Annotated in this window: 15 protein-coding genes; 9 read left to right on the top strand and 6 right to left on the bottom strand. The window is 64.4% G+C overall.

What is annotated here, in order from left to right:
- The first annotated feature begins 153 nt into the window (after positions 1–153).
- The 8 genes from MOX02_RS25910 to MOX02_RS25945 all read left to right on the top strand — a co-directional run bounded on the left by MOX02_RS25910 (position 154) and on the right by MOX02_RS25945 (position 9,896).
- Positions 154–456: a hypothetical protein gene (locus tag MOX02_RS25910; RefSeq protein ID WP_147028702.1), complete on the top strand. Its 303-nt coding sequence runs from the start codon at positions 154–156 to the stop codon at positions 454–456.
- 819 nt (positions 457–1,275) lie between these two features.
- On the top strand, positions 1,276–1,752 hold the full coding sequence (locus MOX02_RS25915) for a hypothetical protein (RefSeq protein ID WP_147028703.1): 477 nt from the start codon (positions 1,276–1,278) through the stop codon (positions 1,750–1,752).
- 142 nt (positions 1,753–1,894) lie between these two features.
- Positions 1,895–3,034: an AraC family transcriptional regulator gene (locus tag MOX02_RS25920; protein ID WP_238179638.1), complete on the top strand. Its 1,140-nt coding sequence runs from the start codon at positions 1,895–1,897 to the stop codon at positions 3,032–3,034.
- Positions 3,035–3,074: 40 nt separating this feature from the next.
- Complete coding sequence (locus tag MOX02_RS25925; RefSeq protein ID WP_147028704.1) at positions 3,075–3,440, top strand: PRC-barrel domain containing protein; 366 nt, start codon at positions 3,075–3,077, stop codon at positions 3,438–3,440.
- A 90-nt stretch (positions 3,441–3,530) separates the two neighbouring features.
- Entirely contained in the window at positions 3,531–4,337 is an 807-nt protein-coding gene (locus MOX02_RS25930) for a universal stress protein (protein ID WP_147028705.1), read from the top strand.
- Positions 4,338–4,754: 417 nt separating this feature from the next.
- Positions 4,755–5,762 (top strand): 2-hydroxyacid dehydrogenase, encoded by a 1,008-nt coding sequence (locus tag MOX02_RS25935; RefSeq protein ID WP_147028715.1) that lies wholly within the window; start codon positions 4,755–4,757, stop codon positions 5,760–5,762.
- A gap of 3 nt (positions 5,763–5,765) precedes the next feature.
- Positions 5,766–8,159 (top strand): glycoside hydrolase family 65 protein, encoded by a 2,394-nt coding sequence (locus MOX02_RS25940; protein WP_147028706.1) that lies wholly within the window; start codon positions 5,766–5,768, stop codon positions 8,157–8,159.
- Between the two features lie 141 nt (positions 8,160–8,300).
- The gene (locus tag MOX02_RS25945) at positions 8,301–9,896 is read left to right on the top strand and encodes an aspartate:alanine exchanger family transporter (RefSeq protein WP_147028707.1); all 1,596 of its coding nucleotides are present in this window, start codon (positions 8,301–8,303) and stop codon (positions 9,894–9,896) included.
- A gap of 43 nt (positions 9,897–9,939) precedes the next feature.
- On the opposite strand, the gene MOX02_RS25950 is transcribed toward MOX02_RS25945, so the two are convergent.
- From MOX02_RS25950 to MOX02_RS25965, 4 genes are all read right to left on the bottom strand, one after another.
- Complete coding sequence (locus MOX02_RS25950; RefSeq protein ID WP_147028708.1) at positions 9,940–12,264, bottom strand: glycoside hydrolase family 65 protein; 2,325 nt, start codon at positions 12,262–12,264, stop codon at positions 9,940–9,942.
- Complete coding sequence (locus MOX02_RS25955) at positions 12,257–12,985, bottom strand: HAD family hydrolase (RefSeq protein ID WP_147028709.1); 729 nt, start codon at positions 12,983–12,985, stop codon at positions 12,257–12,259. Before MOX02_RS25955 ends, MOX02_RS25950 begins: the two co-directional genes overlap by 8 nt.
- Before the next feature lie 30 nt (positions 12,986–13,015).
- Positions 13,016–15,451 (bottom strand): phosphoketolase family protein, encoded by a 2,436-nt coding sequence (locus MOX02_RS25960; protein ID WP_147028710.1) that lies wholly within the window; start codon positions 15,449–15,451, stop codon positions 13,016–13,018.
- Between the two features lie 139 nt (positions 15,452–15,590).
- Entirely contained in the window at positions 15,591–16,004 is a 414-nt protein-coding gene (locus tag MOX02_RS25965; protein WP_147028711.1) for a hypothetical protein, read from the bottom strand.
- Positions 16,005–16,690: 686 nt separating this feature from the next.
- Here MOX02_RS25965 and MOX02_RS25970 point away from each other — a divergent pair.
- Positions 16,691–17,116, top strand: a complete 426-nt coding sequence (locus MOX02_RS25970; protein ID WP_147028716.1) for a hypothetical protein — start codon at positions 16,691–16,693, stop codon at positions 17,114–17,116.
- 137 nt (positions 17,117–17,253) lie between these two features.
- Here MOX02_RS25970 and MOX02_RS25975 read toward each other — a convergent pair whose 3' ends face one another.
- Positions 17,254–18,924 (bottom strand): SulP family inorganic anion transporter, encoded by a 1,671-nt coding sequence (locus MOX02_RS25975; RefSeq protein WP_147028712.1) that lies wholly within the window; start codon positions 18,922–18,924, stop codon positions 17,254–17,256.
- Between the two features lie 113 nt (positions 18,925–19,037).
- Entirely contained in the window at positions 19,038–19,559 is a 522-nt protein-coding gene (locus MOX02_RS25980) for a hypothetical protein (RefSeq protein ID WP_147028717.1), read from the bottom strand.
- Positions 19,560–21,061 lie beyond the last annotated feature (1,502 nt).

Here is a 21,061-nt window from a genome sequence, read left to right on the forward strand (position 1 = left end):
GGGCTGACTGCCGCCACTCACGCCGCGTCGCTTCGGTCGGATCGCCGAGCACCGGGTTCCCGTGACAGTGCCCTTGCCGACCTACGATAGCGCCAGCAACGTGGGGCGAGTAGCGGTGACGCTCGTGCTTCCGATCCGATGCGGGGGATGGCCATGACTGAGCCCAAGCAAGGTGACCGAGCCAATCCACTCGCGGCCGCGCTCGATGCTTTGGAGACCGCCCTCCTGACGTTCACTGCAGAAGTCGCGGCTCGAGACGAGACCCTGGCAACCGAAGTGCTTGAGAAGACTGCTCTGGCGATCAACGCGGTTCTGGATGGGCCGAGGTACATGAGTCCAGATAAGAGCGCGACGAGCTACGACACTGCCATTCGCTCCGCTGTTCGCTGCCAAGTGAACGCGATCCTCGACAAGGCGCGCGAGGTGACTGCAGCGCGTCGAAGTCAGCATTTCTGAGTTGGGCGGGAAAGCAGCCACTGCTCCCTCCCTGAGTGCGCGGCGACGCGGCGCTGCGCCTTGGGGGCGACCCAAACGGTCAGCCAACCGGCGGCTATGTCGACAGGCGTCTCATGAGAGATCCTGAGGAGCCTTGTTCTGGCCGATCCTCTCAATCAGCCCGATCCATAGACACCTGATCTGAGCAACTTCATGTTGTGATCGGGCAGAGTGACTCGATCGCATCGCACGCGGCCGACCCGCCGCCCTCCACCTTCATCAAGTCCCTTGCCGCTACACAGGCCTGCCGAATCTCGGGGGCGCTCAACAACCGACGAATCTCTACGGTGGCTTGGGCCGGCGTAAAGCGGCGCCGGCTGAGCGCGGAGCCAAAGTTAAGGCACCTCAGGCGCTCCGCTTCATCGGAGTGGTCGAAGGCCACTGGAACCACACCCAGGACGAGTTCCACCTCGCCGCGGCGGACCCAAACCTCAGGAAGGTCGCCGAGCTGATCCTGGTGCCGCAGCCGAGCCCGGCCTGATCGGTCGGGACCACCCTCGAATCAAACCGCCGCGCTCGTTCGATCCGCTCTCGACCCAGCCCGACCGCGGGTTTCTCCACCAGAATCCCCCATTCCGGTCGTTTAGCCAGCCTCGGCCGCTTCTCTGAAGCGGCCCTTCGCAGACTAACCATTATAGACTTAGGCGTCCTCGGCTTTCCAAGCCATCACAGGGGGAGAAGCCGACTACTGTAAAGCTTAGCAGAGCCCAAGTTTGACGCGCAGCGGCCTCTAACGCGCCGCTTTTGAACCTATATCGCCGCCCGAACGATGATCGCGTCTTGTTCAATCAAGCAGCGCACGCGGAACCAGAAGAAAAGCAAGGTGTTCCGTTCCCGAATTGGCTAACCGTTGATCCGCTTCTGGACGGCACATTGGAGGCACCAACGCTTCGGCGGCGCTGGCAGGGCATGAGCGACATCGACGACCCCTTCACCAACGAGCAGCTTACCGAACTTGCGCTGATGCAGGCGGAGAACACGGCGCAGACCGGCAAGGCGCTGGTTGCGACGGCCCATCAGGCCATCGCCGGATTGGTGTTGAACGCGCTTCTGCTGCACGAGCTGGGGCGTCTCGGCGTCGTGGACCACGACACGCTGAGGGCAGAGGCTGTCGAGCGGGCTCGCTCCATCCAACCGCCGGAGGTGGGCGCCAGCGTCGCCCAGGTCATCAAGACAATCTTCGACGGGGAGGCGCCGACTGCGCAGGGCGCGGAACTCACCAGCATCAACGGCAACCAGACGGACGCGAAGCACTGACACCACAGCTCGGTATCATCCGCGGAATAGGGGCATCTGGGCCCTCGCTGCGAGAAATCACAGCGTATAGCCGCAAACAGGCCGAAAGCGGATCAGCCGCAGGGAATGCATTCTCCTGTCTCATCCGATCAAGCACGAAGTCATGGATCGGATCATCTGGCGCAGGGAGGACGTTGCTATGCTCTCCTCTGCCAGACCATGCACCAACGGTGGCCCGAGCGGAGCGGTCGCGGACGAGAGTTCCCAAGGGGCTGAGAACGCCCCTTCTGTCGGCTTCATCCATCCCGATGTCGTGCGGGCGATCCACGCCGTCCTGGTGGAACTCGGCGCTGACCTTGAGGGCCTCGTCGCTGAAGTGGGCCTTGATCCCCATCTGTTCGAAACCAGCGGCAAGCCCGTTCCGTTCACGGCAATCGGACACCTGATCGCCCTGGCTGCCGACCGCCTGCACTGTCTCCATCTCGGATTACTGGTCGGGCAGCGAACCACCCTGGCCTCGCTCGGCCTCCTCGGCCTGTTGCTGCGCAACTGCACCGCGGTGGGCGGCGCCCTGCGGGCCCTTGAAGCGCATGCGTGTGTGCGGGACCGCGGCGCGGTGATCGGCCTCGCCATCTACGACGACACTGCCGTCCTCAGCTATGCCCAGCATGAGCCCGAGGCCAAGGGTGCTGCCCTGCATCTGGAGCGGGCACTCGCCACGGTGACCAACATCCTGCGAGGGCTGTGCGGGCCTGACTGGGCGCCGCTGGAGGTGCTGCTGCCACGCTCCGCGCCGCGCGACACAGCACCCTACACCGGCTTCTTCAAAGGACCGGTCCGCTTCGATCAAGAAGCAGCTGCCTTGGTGCTTCCGGCCGAGCTCTTGGAGCAGCGGATCGTAGGTGCGGACCCAGCCGTCCGGCGGAGGGTGGAGGAGAACATCCGCCGGCTCGAGGCAGATCAGCCCTCCACGCTGACGGACAAGCTTCGCGAGTACCTCCAAACCGCCGTGACCCGGCAGCGCTGCACAGCCGAGCACGTGGCACGCATGAAATTGGTGGACCGTCGTACCTTGAGCCGCCGCCTAAGGGCCGAGGGCACGAACTTCCGCCGTCTTGCCAGCGAGGTGCAGTTCCAGTCGGCTAAGCAACTGCTCGCTGACACCAGCATGAGCTTGACGCAGATCGCCGACTGCCTCGACTTCTCCGAGCTCGCCGGGTTCACGCATGCCTTCCGCCGTTGGTCGGGCATGACGCCCAGCGCCTGGCGGCGGGCGAACCGATTGGAGACGACGCGCCACTGATACCAAGCAGATCTTCGCCCTGCGGGAGGAGGACCAGCGGATGCGCCAGCACGTTTGTGTCTGGGCCTGCGCCCTTGTGGTGCTCGCCGGGGAGGCGAGCGCGCAGGACGCCCGCACTTCTCTCTTGGACCGGGCGGATGCGCGCATGCAGCTTGGCGCTGCCTCGCTGGTGCCGACGCTCCGCGGCCGCTGGGTCTATGCCGATCACAAGCTCATCGTCGGCCGCGTGCAGGATGTGCGGGTCTCGGTCGACAGCACCACGCTTATCGCCGTGGTGACCCGCCGACGCTGGCTCGGCGGTGGGGAGGTCGGCATCCCGATCCCTCTCCTGCGGCAGGCGGACAATGATCTCACGGTCAGCGGCACACGCGAAACCATCCGGGCGATGCCGAACCTTAGGCCGTGAGGCACAGGCATGAGTCCGTTGTGAGTGAGAGGGCTAAAGCCGATCAGTCACCCAAGGAAGTTCGGCGCGTCGATGATCGGAGGTGACCAAATGAGTATCGCCAGTATCATGGTTTCTCTGGACCTCGGAGCAAGGGCTGCCGAACGCGTCCGTCTTGCAGCCGGTCTCGCAAGCCGCTTCGGAGCGACCCTCACGGGCATCGCCGCGCGTAAGATGCCCAATCCCGGCCCGGGCGAGGACCTCAAGACAATACAGGCCGCCTACAAGGAGGAGCAGACCAAGCTCGAGAAGGATCTGAAGCGGTGCCGAGAGGTCTTCGAGCAGAGTTGCGGTGCGGAGATCCGGACGGCTTGGCACCAGGCCGAGGCTGATGCCACAAGCTTTCTCGTCCGCCAAGCGCTCGCTGCCGATCTCGTGATTGTCGGACGCGAGACGGACAACGACACCGGAACCTTGGCCGCTCTGCCCGGCCCCGTGCTGATGGAAGTCGGCCGGCCGGTTCTGGTTGCGCCGGGCACCGATCATCTCAGGGCAGAACGGATCGTCGTCGCATGGAAGGATGCGCCCGAGGCGCGGCGTGCGGTTTCGGCCGCTCTACCGCTGATCCGCCGCGCCAAGCAGGTCTTCGTCGTGAGCGCGGGTGAAGAGGCTCGCTTCACCGGTGCCGAGCAGGTTTGCGGTTTCCTGAACCTTCACGGCGCACAGGCGACCACGCATCTGCTGACCGCAACGAGCCGTGAGGTCGCCGATGAGATCTTGCGATTCACGACGCGAGAAGATGCGGATCTCGTGGTCATGGGCGGGTACGGCCATTCTCGGCTGCGGGAATGGTTGTTCGGCGGCGTGACGAGAGACGTCCTGCAGACCTCGCCCGTGTGCTGCCTGATGAGCCACTGATGGCTGAGGCCTCGGAAACCGTAGCCCAAACTAGTCGACCATCCGTCGAAGGCTGTCCGGAAGCCGTCCGAGCGGAGTGGTCGGCGAACCGTGTCAGCGAGCAACCGCCGTATCGATGCTCTGTCGTCGTGATACTCCTGAAGCCAGCAATGTGCATCCGCCACAGCCTGATCTGATGCTCTCGTCGATCAAATGTCCTCGATAATCAAGCGCGATATTGTCCTAGCTGTAGAGTGAGAGCCGGAAGAGGAGCAAATCCATCTTGTTGCATAGGGGACTGTGCACGCTACAGCGTTCCGGAGCGGAGGAGGCGCCTACTTCTCGCGCGAAGTGCATTTTCTTCCCGTGGGGCGGCGTTCACCTCGTTTCATGGCGCGCGCGCACTAGCCTAGGGCGCCTGCGCAGAAAGGCGTGAGCATGCGAGTTGCAGTGTTCAGCGCGAAGAACTACGAGCGCGCGCTTCTCAATGAGCTCAATGCGGGTCACGGCCATGACCTCGTGTATTTCGATGCGCTTCTCGAACCCGAGACCGCATCTCTCGCTGCCGGATTCCCGGCGGTCAGCGTCTTCGTCAACGATGCCGTCAATCGCGACGTCCTAAGAAGCCTCGCTCAGGGTGAGACGAAGCTCGTTGCGACACGCTGCACGGGATTCAATCACATCGACCTGGAAGCAGCGGATGAATTTGGCATTCGCGTCGTGCGGGTCGCCAACTATTCGCCGAACTCCGTTGCCGAGTTCGCGGTGGGCTTGCTCCTTGCGCTCAACCGCAAAATTCATCGGGCCTACAATCGAACCCGCGAGGGCAACTTCAAGCTCGACGGGCTCATGGGATTCGATCTCGTCGGACGCACCGTGGCGGTGATTGGCACCGGGCGGATCGGGACCATCTTCGCCCGCATCATGGCCGGCTTCGGCTGCAAAGTGATCGGGTTCGACGTGCATCGCTCGGCCGAGTTCGAAGAGATCGGAGGCCGTTACGTCGACGCGAAGGGCGTCGAAGAGGCAGACGTCATCTCCATGCATTGCCCGCTGACGCCTGAGACCTATCACATCGTCGATGCGCGGACGCTTGGGCGGGTGAAGACAGGCGCCCTCCTGATCAATACGAGCCGCGGCGGATTGGTCGATACCGACGCGGCGATCGATGCGCTGAAGTCTGGCCGGCTGGGCGGAATGGCCATCGACGTCTACGAGCAGGAAGCGGATCTGTTCTACAGAGATCTATCGAGCGCCGTGATCCCGGACGACGTGATTCAGCGTCTCGTCTCGTTCCCGAACGTGATCGTGACGGGCCACCAAGCCTTCTTCACGCGCGAGGCCCTGGAGACGATCCTGGGTACGACGCTCGCGAGCATCTCGGAATTCGAAGCTGGGCGTCCTCTCGCCTTCGAGATCGCCGCGCCGGGCCGCGCCCGAGGATGAGCTATGCTGCGCCCGCGCTATGTTCCGCCCGAAGACACCTTTCCGCCGAACCCCTGGGCGTTCGAGGCCGCCCGCTACGACGCGAGGCTTGCCGGTGAACTGACCGGGCAGGCCGAGACGATGTTTGCCCTGTCGAACGGCTATCTGGGCATTCGCGGAGCCGTCGAGGAAGGCACGCCGGCGCGAGAGGCGGGCACCTATCTCAACGGCTTCTACGAACACCGGCCGATCTCCTACGGCGAGCATGCCTATGGCTTCCCGACCGTCGGCCAGAGCATCCTGAACTGCCCGAACGGCACGGCCGTGAAACTCTTCGTCGAAGACGAGCCCTTCGTCGTGCCGCGGGCCGAAGTTCTGGAATACCGGCGCTCCCTCGATCTCAGAGGCGGCACTCTGAACCGGGATGTCCGTTGGATGTCTCCCACAGGGAAGCGCCTGCGCATGCGGACGGTCCGGTTGGTCTCGCTCGCGCATCGGCATCTCGCCGCGATCGAGTTCGAGCTCATAGCGGAAGACGCGGACGTCGAGGTCGCGGTGTCGTCCGAGCTCGACAACCATCAGCCCCTGAGCGCCGACACGACGGACCCCCGTCTCGCGGAGGGGTTTGTCGGCCGGGTTCTGCACCCCACGGGGACGCAATCCGAGGGCCTGCGGGCGATACTGAGTTACCGAACCAGAAGCTCCGGCTTGAGCCTCGGCTGCGGCATGGATCACAGCATCATCACTGAATGCTCGATCCTCAACGAGTCGCGCTGCGACGATGATTTTGCTGCCATCATATTCCGGGGCAAGCTTTTGCGAAACAAGCCCCTTCGTATTTGCAAGTATTTAAGCTATCACTATTCCGACGATTCCGACACCGAACAGATCCTGTTACAGACCATTTCCACCCTCAAACGCGCCAGAACGCAAGGATTTCAGGCGATCCTCGAGCGCCAGAGGCGCGATGTCGAGCGTTTTTGGGCGCGGGCCGATGTTGTGGTCGAGAGCGACAATCCGAGGACGCAGCAGACGATTCGATGGAACCTCTTTCAGCTTCTGCAGGCCTCGGAGCGAGCGGAAGGGCATGGGATCGGCGCCAGGGGCCTGACCGGCCGGACGTACGAGGGACACTACTTCTGGGACACGGAAATTTATGTCCTTCCATTCCTGATCTTTACGAATCCGTCGATCGCGCGCAGCGTCCTCAAATTTCGCTACGATATGCTGGACAAGGCGCGGGCGCGGGCGCGCGAATTGGGACACCGCGGAGCGACCTTTCCCTGGCGGACGATCAATGGTGAGGAGGCGTCGGCCTATTACGCAGCGGGAACTGCGCAATACCATATCAACGCCGACATCGCCTACGCGCTGCGGAAGTATGTCGAGGTCACCGGCGATGACGAATTTCTCTGGAGCTACGGCGCAGAGGTCCTGATCGAGACCGCGCGTCTGTGGTTCGACCTCGGCTTCTTCTCTGACGTCAAAGGTGGTCGCTTCTGCATCAACGGCGTCACCGGACCGGACGAATATACTGCGATTGTCAACAACAACTGCTTCACCAACCTGATGGCGCGGGAGAACCTGCGCTACGCCGTCCAGACTGTGCTCGCTCTCGAGCGCCTGCGCCCAGATCAATTCGCTGCGCTGGTCGCTCTGACGGGCCTGGAACGTTCCGAGCTCGGCCACTGGGAGGAGGCGGCCGAGCGGATGTACCTGCCTTACGATGAGCGCCTCGGGATCCATCCTCAGGATGATGATTTCCTCGACTTGGAACGCTGGGATTTCGCCTCGACATCGGAAGATAATTATCCTCTCCTGCTACACTACCATCCTCTAAACCTCTATAGATCTCAGGTGATCAAGCAGGCAGACACTGTGATGGCCATGTTCCTGCTGAATGACCATTTCACGCGGGAAGAGAAGAGGCGTAATTTCGAGTATTACGATCCTTTGACAACGCACGACTCATCCCTGTCGGTCTGCATTCAGAGCATCGTCGCGAATGAGATCGGGCTCGACCGGAAGGCGATCGAGTATTTTGACTTCGCTGCGGCGATGGACATGTCGGATATCGGCGGTAACATGATGCACGGCGCTCATGTCGCCGCAATCGGCGGTACGTGGCTCGCTCTTGCCTATGGCTTCGCCGGATTGCGCGACAGCGAGGGTCACATCTCGTTCAATCCCATCCTGCCGAAGGCGTGGTCGGCCCTGAAGCTTGTCCTGACCGTCAGAGGACAGACGTTTCGGATCGAGATCGACCACGCGTCGGCGACCTATCGGCTTCTGAACGGCGTGCGATTGGAATTCTCGCATGCCGGTGAAGCCTGCGTTCTGTCCTCTGCGGAGCCGGTCCTGACTCGCCCGGTCGGGTCGGTGAGGGCGAACTCTTGCGCCTTCGGCGAGCCGAACTGACCCGCGGGCGCCCGGGCGCCTGCAAAAGGTCAGGTTCGGCAGCAGGACGGTCCGAATCCAGCGCCCCGATGCGCCAGCGCGGGCTGCGCCGAAGATTCTTCGGATCGGAGGGTCGGGCGCACGGAAGCGGAGAGTTCTTCCATGATGGCCTCAATCAGCGAGCTCATTGGAACACAGCCGATCCTCGCGCTCTTCCTCGCTATCGGCCTCGGGTACGCGGTGGGACAGATCCGGTTTCTGGACTTCTCGCTCGGCGTGGGCGCGGTGCTCTTCGTCGGCCTGTTCATCGGTGCCATCGCACCCAAGGTGCAGATCGCTGGGCCGCTTGGGCTGGTCGGGCTGATCATGTTCCTCTACGCGATCGGCATTCTCTACGGCCGCCAGTTCTTCGAGGGCCTGTCGGGACCCGGGCGCATCTACAACCTGCTGGCGGCCGTCGCTGTCACCGCCGGACTGCTAGTGGCGCTCGGCCTCGGCGCCGTCTTTCAGGTCAGTCTCGGCCATACACTCGGCATTTTCGCTGGATCGATGGTCAGCACGGCGGCCCTGCAGGCCGCGATCGACACCATCGGTAACCGGGATCCCTCCATCGGCTACTCGGTCACTTATCCGTTCGGCGTGATCGGCCCCATTCTCTGCCTGTACTTCATGACGCGACGCGTGAAGCCGGCCTTTCCGCCGAAGCCCGTCCGCTTCCATATCGGCGAGGTCACGGTCGAGCGCCTGCCGGCCGCCGGCGCCACGCTCGGCGCGGTTATGGCCACTTTGCCCGAGGGCGTGCAGATCGCCGGCGTGCGACAGGAACACCACAATCGGCTGCCCGATCCAGATCTCGAACTGCATCCCGGCGACGCGCTCCTGATCGCGGCCGATCGCGCGGCGGCCGTGGACGAAGTCGCCTCGGTCCTCGGACATGTCGACCGGGGCCGCCTCGCCAGGGATCGCGGCGACATCACCTACCAGCGCTTCTTCGTCTCGAAGCCGGCGCTGACCGGCGTGAAGCTGGCGGATCTGCCCCTGCCGCCAGGCATCCCGATCCGGGTTCTACATGTCCGCCGCTACGACATGGACGTCATGCCCTCGCCGGACCTGATGCTGGAGTTGGGCGATCGGGTCGGCGTCCTCGTGGCACCTGACCACGTGGCCGAGGCGCGGGCGCATTTCGGCGATACGGTGAAGGCGGCCGCAGACTTCAGCTACGTCTCGGTCGGTCTCGGCATGGTGCTCGGCGTACTTCTCGGCCTGATCCCGATCCCGGTGCCGGGTGTGGGCACCGTCACTCTCGGCATCGGCGGGGGCCCGCTCATCGTGGCGCTGATCCTCGGGAGGCTTCGGCGCACCGGGCCGCTCAGCTGGGTCATGCCGTTGCCCGCCAACATCGTGCTGCGCAATCTCGGCCTGACGCTGTTCCTGGCAACGGTCGGGATCAATTCGGGCCAGGCCTTCGTGACGACCGTCGCGCAGACCGGATCGCTGTTGCTGCTGATCGGCGTGGCGGTGTTGTTGACCACCGTGGCGATCGTGTTGCTCGCCGGCTTCTACCTACTCAAAATCCCATTCGATGATCTGCTCGGCATTGCCTCTGGCGCCACGGGCAATCCTGCGATTCTGGCCTATTCCGCGCGTACGGCCCCGACCGACCGGCCGGACGTGTGCTACGCGATGATCTTTCCCTCGATGACCATCGTGAAGGTCTTCAGCGTGCAAGTGCTTGGCCTGCTGTCCTTTGCGAGCTGACAGCTCACCGACGGGCCTCGAACTGGGTGGTCAGCGCGTTAAGCTAGGCGCAGACCTCCGCCACGCCACGGAACGCTTCCGACGGCAAGTCGACACGCAGCGATGACCGAGCTTCCAGGTTCCGCGTGAGGCCTGCGACCGTGATATCCATCGGGTCGCCGTCGATCAGCGTCGCCTCCACCACGTCGGCGGCGACGCTAAGCCCCACCGACCGACCTTGCCACCGGACCTTGAAGGAGAGGCGTCTCCACGAGAGCGGCAGTTTGGGATCGAGCTCCAGGGTCTCGCCCATCAGGTTCAGGCCCGCAATGCCCAGAATCGCGGCCTGCCACAGCCCGCCAAGCCCAGCGATTCGGATGCCGCCAGCACTGTTCGGATCGGGATCGAGGTCGAGGGAGGCGGTCTCCCGCATGTAGCGGAGCGCCATGTCGGCGTCCCCGAGCCGGGCGGCCACGCGTGCGTGCATCGCCGCGCTCAACGAACTGCCATGAGCACAGCGCGGCTCGTAATGGCGAAAGTTGATCGTGGCCCCATGCTCGGGGAACGCCTCGGGCAACAGGGCGATCAGGGCCACCACGTCGGCCTGCTTGATGACCTGAGAGCCTTGCGTCTGCTCACGGCCGATCACCACGTCGATCGGGAGCGCGTGGTCGGCATAGTCCGCCACGTTCAGCTGCCTCAATGCGTGGAAGCCGGCGAACTGCTCGTACAGACCGGTTGCGGTGTCGAGGCCGGTGACGATCCGGGCGATCGCGTCCCGCCAGTCGTCGAGTTCACGGTCGTCGAGCGCGAGCCTGTCCTGAAGCGCGGAGGCGTGTTCAGGCCAGCGCTGCCGCACCAGGTCCAGGGCTCTTAGGGCACACGCGATGTTCCAGCGCGCCATCACGTTGGTGAAGGCATTGTCGTCCACATTTTCGTGATATTCGTCCGGCCCGATCACCTTGCGGATGTGGCGCCGGCCATCCGCCTCAGCGACGGCTCGCGAGGCCCAGAAGCGGGCCGTTTCGAGGAGGATCTCGGCCCCCGCATCGCGGAAGAACTCGTCGTCGCCGGTGGCGCGCCAGTACTGCCAGACCGCGTACGCGACGTCGGCGCTGATGTGGTGCTCCATCTTGCCGGTCAGGATCTCGATCGGTTTCCCGTCGGGGCCCAGAACCGTTTCCGGCGTGGTTTCCTCGCCTGTGTCGGCCGACTCCCAAGGATAGAGCGCGCCTCGGTAGCCACAGAGCTCAGCTTTCGCACGCGCCCCGGACAGGGTGTGGTACCGGTACATGAGCAGCGAGCGCGCCGCGTCCGGCCAGACCGCGGTGTAGAACGGCAGGAGATAAGTCTCGGTGTCCCAGAAGACGTGGCCGAAATAGGCATCGCCGGTCAGGCCACGCGCGCCGATCGACACCCGGTCGTCGTCTGGGTTCGCGGCGCTCGTCAGATGATACACAGCGAAGCGCAGGGCACGCTGCAGATCGTCGTCGCCCTCGATGCGAATGCCGCTGGCGCTCCAGTTCACGTCCCAGGCGACCTCGTGCCGCTCAAGGATGGCACGCCAACCCGCGGAGGTGCTGCGCTCCAGCGCGGCCGTGGCTCGCGGCGCCGGATCTTCCGCCGACCGGTCGGCCCGCGCGACGGCGACGAGGCGGGAGAATTCAGCAACTTGGCCGGCCTTCGACGGCCACCGGAAGATCCAACGCAACGGGAACGGGCGCTCGGGGTTGATCGAGGCGTCGTCCAAACACAGCGACGCGGCGCCGGCCATTGCGACGACCTTGCCGGTCCCCTCGGTTCGCCACGCGCCGAGGTCGTTCTCGAGACGCACCGGCTCCATGCCGAGGCCGGCAAGCCCGAAGCTCGCTTCAAGGCGGACTTCGATGCCGTCACGGTCCAGCACGATCCGCTGCAGCTGCAGCCCCACGGCGCGGTCAGCCAGCGACAGAAGGCGAAGCTCGTGGCCCGTCGCAGTGATGCCCGCTGGCGTCCGGTGCGTCCATTCGGAGAGCAGTACGCCGCGGCGCATGTCGAGCCGACGCATGCCGTAAAGCATCACTCCTTCGCGTGCCACCAGCGGCTCTCCATCGAGGATGAGGCGGACCCGCGACCAGTCGGCGACAGGCACGAGCGCCGGCACGGGCGGCTCGGTGTTGGGCATGTCGAACAGCCCGGCCACGTAGCAGCGCGGCCAAGAGGCCCATCGGATGTAGCTGAGCCAACTCGCCCAGGTCGGTCCTCGGCCCGTGGACCGCGACGCGCGCATGCCGAGGAATCCGTTGCCGAGAGCGAAGCGCGACTCGACGGCGCTTTCCGTGAGCACGCTGTAGCCTTCGTGCGCCAGAACCCAACCGGGCTCCTCTGTCGGCTGAAGCACCTCAAGCATTTGCGACGGGCTCCTTGGCGGCCTGGGCGCGCAAAGTGCCCATGGCCAGGGCGGCGATCTCGACGTGGTCGAGGCTTGTGACGACGAGGTCGGCACCCGCCTCGCGGAGCAGCGCCTCGTCGCCGAGCCGGGCGATCCCGAGGGAGGTCATCCCGCCTGCGCACGCCGCCCGGATGCCGGCAGGCGCGTCCTCAACCACGACGCACTGCGCGGGGGGCGTCTCTAAGGCTTCTGCCGCGAGCAGGAAGAGCGCCGGATCCGGCTTGCCCTTCGGCACTTCCCGGCCGCTGAGGTCGGCGTCGAACAGCTGAAGGAGCGTGCGCCCGTCCGGAAGCTCTAGGCGGGACAGCATCGCCGCGGCGTTCTTCGACGACGATGCTAGTGCCAGTCGCAGCCCGGCCGCTTTCAGCGCAGCGGAGAAGCGCAAAGCGTCCGGAAACACCTCAAAGCTGCCCTCCTCGATCAAACGGTCGATAAGAGCCTGCTTCTTGTTCGCGTATTCCGTCGACCGGGCAGCGGCCTGCGGCCCGCCGAGCCGCTCCAGAGCCGTCCGGGCTCCCTCGAGGCGCCGCTTTCCGGCAACGTTGGCCTGATAGAACGCGGTGGTAAAGCCTGCCGGGTCGGCGAAACCCGCCAGCGCCTCGCGCCAGGCGCGCTCGTGGGGCGAATCGACGAGCACGCCGTCCACGTCGAAGATCGCCGCGAGGAGCGCCGGTCTCACGGCACCCGACGCCGGTCGAGGCGCCCCTCCTCAGACATTGTCGCTCTCCGTCGAATGAGCGGCGCGCGACGGCGCCATCGGGCTCCACGACCAGGCGGACACTTCGGGCATGTCCTCGCCGTGCCGGCAGATGTACGCCCGATGATCGATCAGCTTGTCCCGGATCGCCTGCTTGGCGTAGGCCGCGGGGGTGGCCAGGCCCGGCACGCGGTCGATGACGTCGCTAACCAGATGGAACCGGTCGATGTCGTTCATCACGCACATGTCGAACGGCGTGCTCGTCGTGCCTTCCTCCTTGTAGCCGCGCACATGGAAGTTCCGGTGGCCATGACGGCGGTAGATCAGCCGGTGGATGAGCCACGGATACCCATGGAAGGCGAAGACGACCGGCTTGTCCGTCGTGAACAGGGCATCGAAGTCCTGGTCCGACAGGCCGTGCGGATGCTCCGTGCCCGGCTGCAGCTTCATCAGGTTCACGACGTTGACGACGCGCACCTTGAGATCCTGAGCGTAGCGGCGCAGGAGGTCGACTGCCGCGAGCGTCTCCAGGGTCGGCACGTCCCCGCAGCAGGCCATCACGACGTCCGGTTCGCTGCCGCGATCGCTGCTCGCCCATTCCCAGATGCCGAGCCCGGCCGTGCAGTGCTTGATCGCCTGATCCATCGTGAGCCATTGCGGCGCCGGCTGCTTGCCCGCCACGACGACGTTGATGTAGTTCCGGCTTCGCAGGCAGTGGTCGGTCACCGAGAGCAGACAGTTGGCATCGGGCGGCAAGTAGACGCGGACGATCTCCGCCTTCTTGTTCACGACATGATCGATGAAGCCGGGGTCCTGGTGACTGAACCCGTTGTGATCCTGGCGCCAGACGTGGCTCGACAGCAGGTAGTTCAGCGATCCGATCGGCCGGCGCCACGGAATGTGATTGCAGACCTTCAACCACTTGGCGTGCTGATTAAACATCGAGTCGATGATGTGGATGAAGGCTTCGTAGCAGGAGAAGAAGCCGTGCCGACCCGTCAGCAGGTAGCCCTCGAGCCAGCCTTGGCACTGATGTTCGCTCAGCATCTCCATCACGCGGCCGTCCGGCGCGAGGTGATCGTCCCACGGCAGGGTATCGGCCACCCAGGCGCGGTTCGTGACTTCGAGCGTGTCCTGCAAGCGGTTGGAGTTGTTCTCGTCCGGGCTGAACAGCCGGAAGTTCCGTGCCTCGGCGTTCAGCGCCATCACGTCGCGCAGAAAGCGTCCCATCACGCGCGTGGATTCCGCCACGGCCACGCCGGGGGCGGTCACGGTGACAGCGTAGTCGCGGAAGTCCGGCATCCGAAGGTCGCGGAGAAGTGCGCCTCCGTTGGCGTGGGGATTGGCGCTCATGCGGCGCTCGGCCTTCGGCGCGAGCGCGGCAATCTCGGGGCGCAGCCGGCCGTCCTCGCCGAAGAGCTCGGCGGGCCGGTAGGACAGCATCCAATCTTCGAGGATCTGCACGTGGGCCGGATTGTCGTGCATCCCGCCCATGGGCACTTGGTGCGAGCGCCAATAATCCTCAGTGCGTCGGCCGTCGATCTCGCTTGGGCACGTCCAGCCCTTGGGCGTGCGTAGAACGATCATCGGCCAGAGCGGTCGGCGGGTGAAACCCCTGGCGCGCGCGTCGGCCTTGATCCGCCGGATGTCCCGCAGCACGGCGTCCAGCGTGGAGGCCATGAGCTGGTGCATCTGGGCCGGCTCGCGGCCCTCGACGAAGTAAGGCGTGTAGCCGTAGCCGCGGAAGAGGTGTTCGAGTTCCGAGTGGCTGATCCGGGCCAAGACGGTCGGGTTCGCGATCTTGTACCCGTTGAGATGCAGGATCGGCAGAACCGTCCCGTCGGTCACCGGGCTGAGGAACTTGTTCGAGTGCCAGCTGGTCGCCAGCGGCCCGGTTTCGGCCTCGCCGTCGCCGACAACGCAGGCGACGATGAGGTCAGGGTTATCGAAGGCTGCCCCGTAGGCATGCGAGAGAGAGTAGCCGAGCTCACCGCCCTCGTGCATCGAGCCCGGCGTCTCGGGGGCGACGTGGCTCGGGATCCCGCCGGGGAAGGAGAACTGCTTGAACAGGCGCTTCATGCCCTCGGCGTCGGCGGAAATCTGCGGGTAGACTTCGCTGTAGGTGCCCTCAAGATAGGCATTCGCGATCAGGCCCGGGCCGCCGTGTCCCGGCCCGGTGATGTAGATCATATCCAGATCGTGCTTCTTGATCAGGCGGTTCAGATGAACATAGACGAAGTTCAGGCCTGGGGTCGTACCCCAGTGGCCGAGCAGACGAGGCTTGATGTGCTCCTTGGTCAGACGTTCCTTCAGCAGAGGGTTGTCGTACAGGTAGATCTGGCCGACCGATAAGTAATTCGCCGCACGCCAGTAGGCGTCGATAAGAGCGATTTCTGGCGTCTCCGCCGCACGCTTGGGCTGCCGCCGGTTCTTAACGATAGCGTCCATCTGACTGCCCAGACATGGTGCTGAGGCTGTTCTGGCGCGAAGCGGATGAGTTGCGTCGAGCGAACGGACTCGGCCTCAGCGCCGCATACTTACAATCTCCGAAACTCTCGGATGTACTGCCGCTCGGAGGTCCGGCTCCTCAGTACGGGATGCAGGCCCCCGCGGAGGGATCGTAGGTGGCGTAAGGTCCGCAGCCCCCATACGCGCTGCCGTAATAGCCGCTGCCGTAGTAGCCGGCCGCCGCGGCTGCACCGAGCCCGGCAGCGGCGAGGCCGTAGCCGTAAGGGCGGTATCCGCCCCAGCCGTAGCCGCCCCGATAGCCCCAGCCGACCCGGCCACCGCCCCAACCAGGCCGTCCGGCGATGGGGCCCGCAGCGCCCCATCCCGGCCGCCCGATCCCGCCCCGGAACCCGCCGCCGCGGAACCCGCCTGCGTGGAAGCCGCCACCGCCGCGGAAGCCCCCACCCCCGCCGCGGAAGCCGCGCGCATCAGCCGCCACGCTGGTCAGGATGAAGGCGGCGAACGCTGCAGATGAGATCAGAAAAGCTTTCATGAGGTCGTCTCCTCGTCGGAGGACACCACGTGAAGGTGAGCGACGTCGCGCCCGGGCGTAAGCGCCATTCATCTGGCCTTCGCCGCTTCAACCCGACTACGTCTGGTACGCTAACATTGCCTCAAGCTCTCCGCTTGATCCGAAAGGACATCCCGTGCGCCGGTCACTGCGCTCCGCGAGCGAGCACACCTGTGGTCAGATCCCAGGTCGCGTGACGTCGATCAGAGCATCCTCAAAATCGGTTCTCAGGCGACCGATCCCGGCCGCAATCGGTCCCTGAATGCTGAAGCCGATCAACTCGCCGCACGCGAGAACTCTGCGAAGCAGAGTCTCGGCCTTTGGCGACTTCGCGCGCTTTCGCAACGCGCAGGGTGCTGCTGATCTCGCCGGGTGTGATGCAGATTTCGAGGGCGCTCGAATCACTCGTCATGATTGCGAGGCAGCATTATCTCTGACACGAAAACATGTTTGCACGACAATGGACACGCTGCGGCGCGTTCGTTGCGTCGAATTTGCGGAGCTGCACGTATCCTTCGGCGCCGGGTTTCGAGAGTATCGGCTGCCGTTGCATCACGGATACGTTTTCCCCGTACCTTCATCTTATAGCTTGTCTCCGGTAATTTTGCGCTAACGGTATTCACCCTGATCAGCCGACGAGACACGCCTTGCTGGCGGAGGAGGTCGCGATGGGAGTTGCTCGTTTTGCGGGAGCTACATGGCTCGGTCTCGGCATTGCCAGCGTCGCTGGAATGTCGGCCGCGCGGGCCGTCGACGCCGGCCTATTGGGCTATCAGGGCGCTTGGCTCCTAGAGGGTCGCGACTGCGCAGAGGTTTACTCGTCCGGCGGAAAGGTGACGGCGTTCAAGAAGCCCGTCGACATCTTCGCGCCCGCCTTCATGGTCTCCGGCAAGCGCCTGAGAACACCGATGGCATCCTGCCAGATCAAGTCGGTCAGACCGGCAGGGGACCGCCAGGTCCTCCTCCTCAACTGCGCGAACAGCGTGGCCGGGAATGAGGTCAGGGTCTTGATGGCGCCTTCGCAAAACGGGGCGCTCAGACGCTACTACAGCGACCAAGATCCGACCGGCGTCGCCTACCGGCGCTGTTCGTGAGAGGGGCACGTCCCGTGTCACCGACCGGAGCGGTGGTGCGGTCGCTGACGCATCGGTGACGCGCGTCGCAGGAGTGCTGCCCGTCCGGAGCCATACGGACCCGCAACTGCGTGAAAGCTACACGGCGCGGCGCCTTCCTAGCTGGGCGCCGAGGGACCTTGAAGCTTCCTGTAACGCTCGATCGCCGTTCGGGCGTTGAACAACAGGCGGTCGGGACCGAGTTCCTGATCGAAACCAGCCCGCCGCACCATCTCGAGGACGCCGGGATTGCAGTCCACGAGCCACAAGGTCACGCTGGTCCGCCGTGCGCCCTCCTGCAGCATCTGCAGCGCCGAGTACTCGATGTCGGGCACGCGGCTGAGGTCGAGGACAACGACGTTCGGCTCGTGCTCGGCGATCAGCGCCCGGATCCGCTCGCCGACGTTCTGCGCGTTGGCGAAGTACAGACGCCCTTCGGGCCGGAGGATCAGCAGACCGTCGAACGTCTCGTCGTCGGGATGTTCGGGCGACAGCGGGCGCAGGACGTCGGCTCCGCGCTTGCGTGCGACGACCGCGACCGGAGGGTGAGCTGTCTGAAGGGCAAGGCCGATTAGGGAAAGAACGATGGCGACGACAATGCCCTGGAGCGTGCCGAACACCAGGACCCCGACGGCTGCTACCACCGCCCAGTGGAACTCCATGCGACGCACCCGGAAGATGGTCCGGAATTCCATCGGCTGGATGAGGCTCGCCGAGTAGACGATGACCACCGCCGCGAGGGTCGCCTGCGGCAGGAAGCCCAACAATGGAGCCAGGAGCAGCATCGTGGCAAGCGATGCCGCGGCCGTCACGAGCGAGGCCGCCTGCGTCCGGCCGCCCGCTGCCCGTACGACGCCGGTCTGCGAAGTCCCGCCGCCGGCTGGCATGGCGCCGCACAGGGCACCGCCCAGATTCGCCGCTCCGGTCGCGATCAGTTCTCGGTTGGCGTCGACGGGCGGATCGCTGGGTCTCACGAAAGCCCGGCCCGCGGCGATACTCTCGGTAAAGCTCATCAGTGCGATGCCCATGGCGCCGGGCAGAAGCGCTTGGACCAGGGTCAGGTCCGGCAGGGTGAGGGAGGGAGGGCCCTGCGGGATCGTCCCGACGGTCGCCACCCCTGCGGCGCTCAGGCCCAGCAGCCACGAGGCGATGATGGAAGCCGCCACCGTGGCCAGAGGGGCGGGCGAGTGTGGCCGGAGCCACTCCATGCAGACAAGCACGGCCAACGTGATCGCCGCGACGGTCAGAGTCGGCAGGGAGGTGGCAGGCAGGTGCTGCACGAGGCTCGCCAAGTCCGCGAAGAAGGATTGTTTCGAGACGTGCAGCCCAAGAAGCTTGGGGGCTTGGTCGAGCAGGATGACGACCCCGATCCCGGCCTTGAATCCCGTCAACACCGGCACGGAGATGAAGCTCGCCACGAAGCCGAGCTTCATCAGCCTCGCCGCGAGGAGCAGAACGCCAACGAGAGCCGTCAGCGTTGCCGTTGCGGCAGCTAGCCGTGCCGGATCGCCGTCAGGCACCACGCTGCCGAGTTCAGCTCCCGTCAGGATGGCCAACGTGGTCGTCGAACTGACGCTGAGGACGCGTGACGAGCCCAGAAGCCCGTAGATGACCGCCGGAACGAAGGCGGTGTAGAGGCCGACCGCCACCGGCAATCCGGCCACGGTGGCGAAGGCCAACGCCTTGGGCAGGACGACGGAAGCGGCCGTGAGGCCTGCCACGACGTCGAAACGAAGCTCCGACGACGCGCCGTGTCGGAGAGCCTGCACTGTAGATCCGAGGCCCGTCATGTGCGCTTCTCCGCAACCGGCCTGGGTACAGGGGGCGACATACCACGGTGAGGGTGGGCAATGCCGACCGCGTCAGACCCCTGTCACACCACGCCGTCTGCCATCGTCCGGGTTCACCCCTCGCGGACCTCGCTGACGGCCCCGTCCCCGCTGAGAAGAATCGTGCGCAGGCGGTCTCGGCCGAGCACCCGGCCGAGTTCCCGGAACGCAAAGTAGGGGATCAAGGCCACGGCCATGATGACGCTTGCCGAAGCGAGCCCGCTGATGCCGCCCCCGCCGATAGCCGGCAGGCTGTTGGCCAAGGTCTCTCCTCGCCAGAGCCCGAGCGCCATCTCTTCCACGGTGTAGGCACCCACGAGAAGGGCGGCGAAGGCGAAGGATCGGGCCAGGATCGGGTAGATCAGCGGTCGGCCTCGAAAGTGCGGGCGAACGTCCAGGCTCTCGGCGATAAGCATGATCTTCGCCAGGATCCAGGCGTTGATGAAGGCCAGACCGTAGAAGCTGTACGCTACGCCATGGCGCGACAGAACGATATGCTCGTGCAGGATCAGGAGTCCGAAGACGACCCAGAGATAGGCGAAGATGCCGAGAATGCGCTTCGCCTCCTCAAGAAGCCGATGTCCGATCCGCCGCATCCGGCTGCCAGCTTCAGCCTTCGTTGCCGATGACACAATGGCCGGGCGTGGCGATGATTGCAGCTGTGAATCGGTCATTGTCGTCATCCAATTCTGGCGCACGCCAACACAGGGCAGTTGCCCAATGCGACGATGCACATCGCTCTAGCGGCCGGTTGCGAGCTCGATCAGACGGCCATCTCTGGACAGCGGCTTAACACCCAGGACGGCCGTCTGATCGAGCTCGACAAAATCTCGGAACCTGCCCTCGCGGAGGGACGACTGACCTTGGACGATCGCACTCCGCGCCAACGTCCGGGGTTCATTAAGCCTTATTGCGTCAACTCGTGCCCTTCTCTCCGGCCGAGCGGAAGCTCCGGCCTAAAAGACCAACCTTGCCTCGGCCACCCAGCGGCTTCCTAGCTATGTTCGGCTTAGTAAGGATAGCCATAGTATCGATGTGGATCCGGCCGGTAGCGTTCGTCCATTGGACGTGGATACGGCCCATATGGGCCATAGGCTCGCAGATAGGTGTTATATCGCGGCTGCCGATAGTTGCCGCTATTCACTCCGCCCGAACGATCGTTGCCGCTGAGTTCAGAATACGGATTAAGGCCGTCGCCGCCTCCCCTGCCACCGCGTGCCAGAGCGATCTCTGTGACAGTGAGTGCGAGGGCCGACACGACGATCACGTGGATGGCAGACCAGTTCTTCCTCATGCTGCTCTCCCGAGCCACCGGTTGGGGTTCGACACGGTCGCAGTGTCGAACGCTGCATCCTGAACACTCCACCCGCCGCTCGTCTATAAACATTGGTCAATCTTACCCCCGCTTACCGGATCAGGCGAAGCTCGACTTTAGTCCGAACTAAGCGATGGCGAGGGCAGCTGCCGTGTTCCAACAGAGTTGCGAGCCGAGGATGTGAAGTTGGGTTGGCCGGATTGGTATCGCAGAACTTTGCACGGAAGGAGCATAGGAATCTTGCCGGCGCGACTCCGCAAAAGAGCAGCCCTGGGCGCAGCCTCGTACACATTCTGTTGTATTGCCGCGCTCGATGCTATTTGTTCAGACTTGAAATCAAAAAATAGAGATTTGCCATGCTTTCAAGCCTTCAGAAAGATGCCGCTGCAGCTTCTATAACATCTAGCGTCAACATCCCTGCGCGCTCCGCTTTCTGCTTCTTCAGTCGAGCAAGTTGCTGGTAGAAAGCTCACGGAGCCGGTGTACTGGTATGGCTGGAGGCTGAGTTGGGGCACGGCTTCGGCGACGGTAGCCATTGTCGGCGGCGCCCTAGGTTTGGCGGCAGCTGCAACGGCGCCGATCAATCCTTACTGGTATGGGTACCCGGACTATTGTCCCTATCCTCCCTACTATCGCCGCTACAGGCGAACCTACTGGGGGCGTATGGCTGGCGGGGCTATTACGCCTAGCCTACCTATTACGGCGGGTATCGCCGCGCCTACTGGCATCCTTACCAGTGGCGGTTAGCCGCGAGCCTTCTGCCGACAAGGCTATTGGACTAAG

The sequence above is a fragment of the Methylobacterium oxalidis genome (genome assembly GCF_007992195.1).
Lineage (GTDB): Bacteria > Pseudomonadota > Alphaproteobacteria > Rhizobiales > Beijerinckiaceae > Methylobacterium > Methylobacterium oxalidis.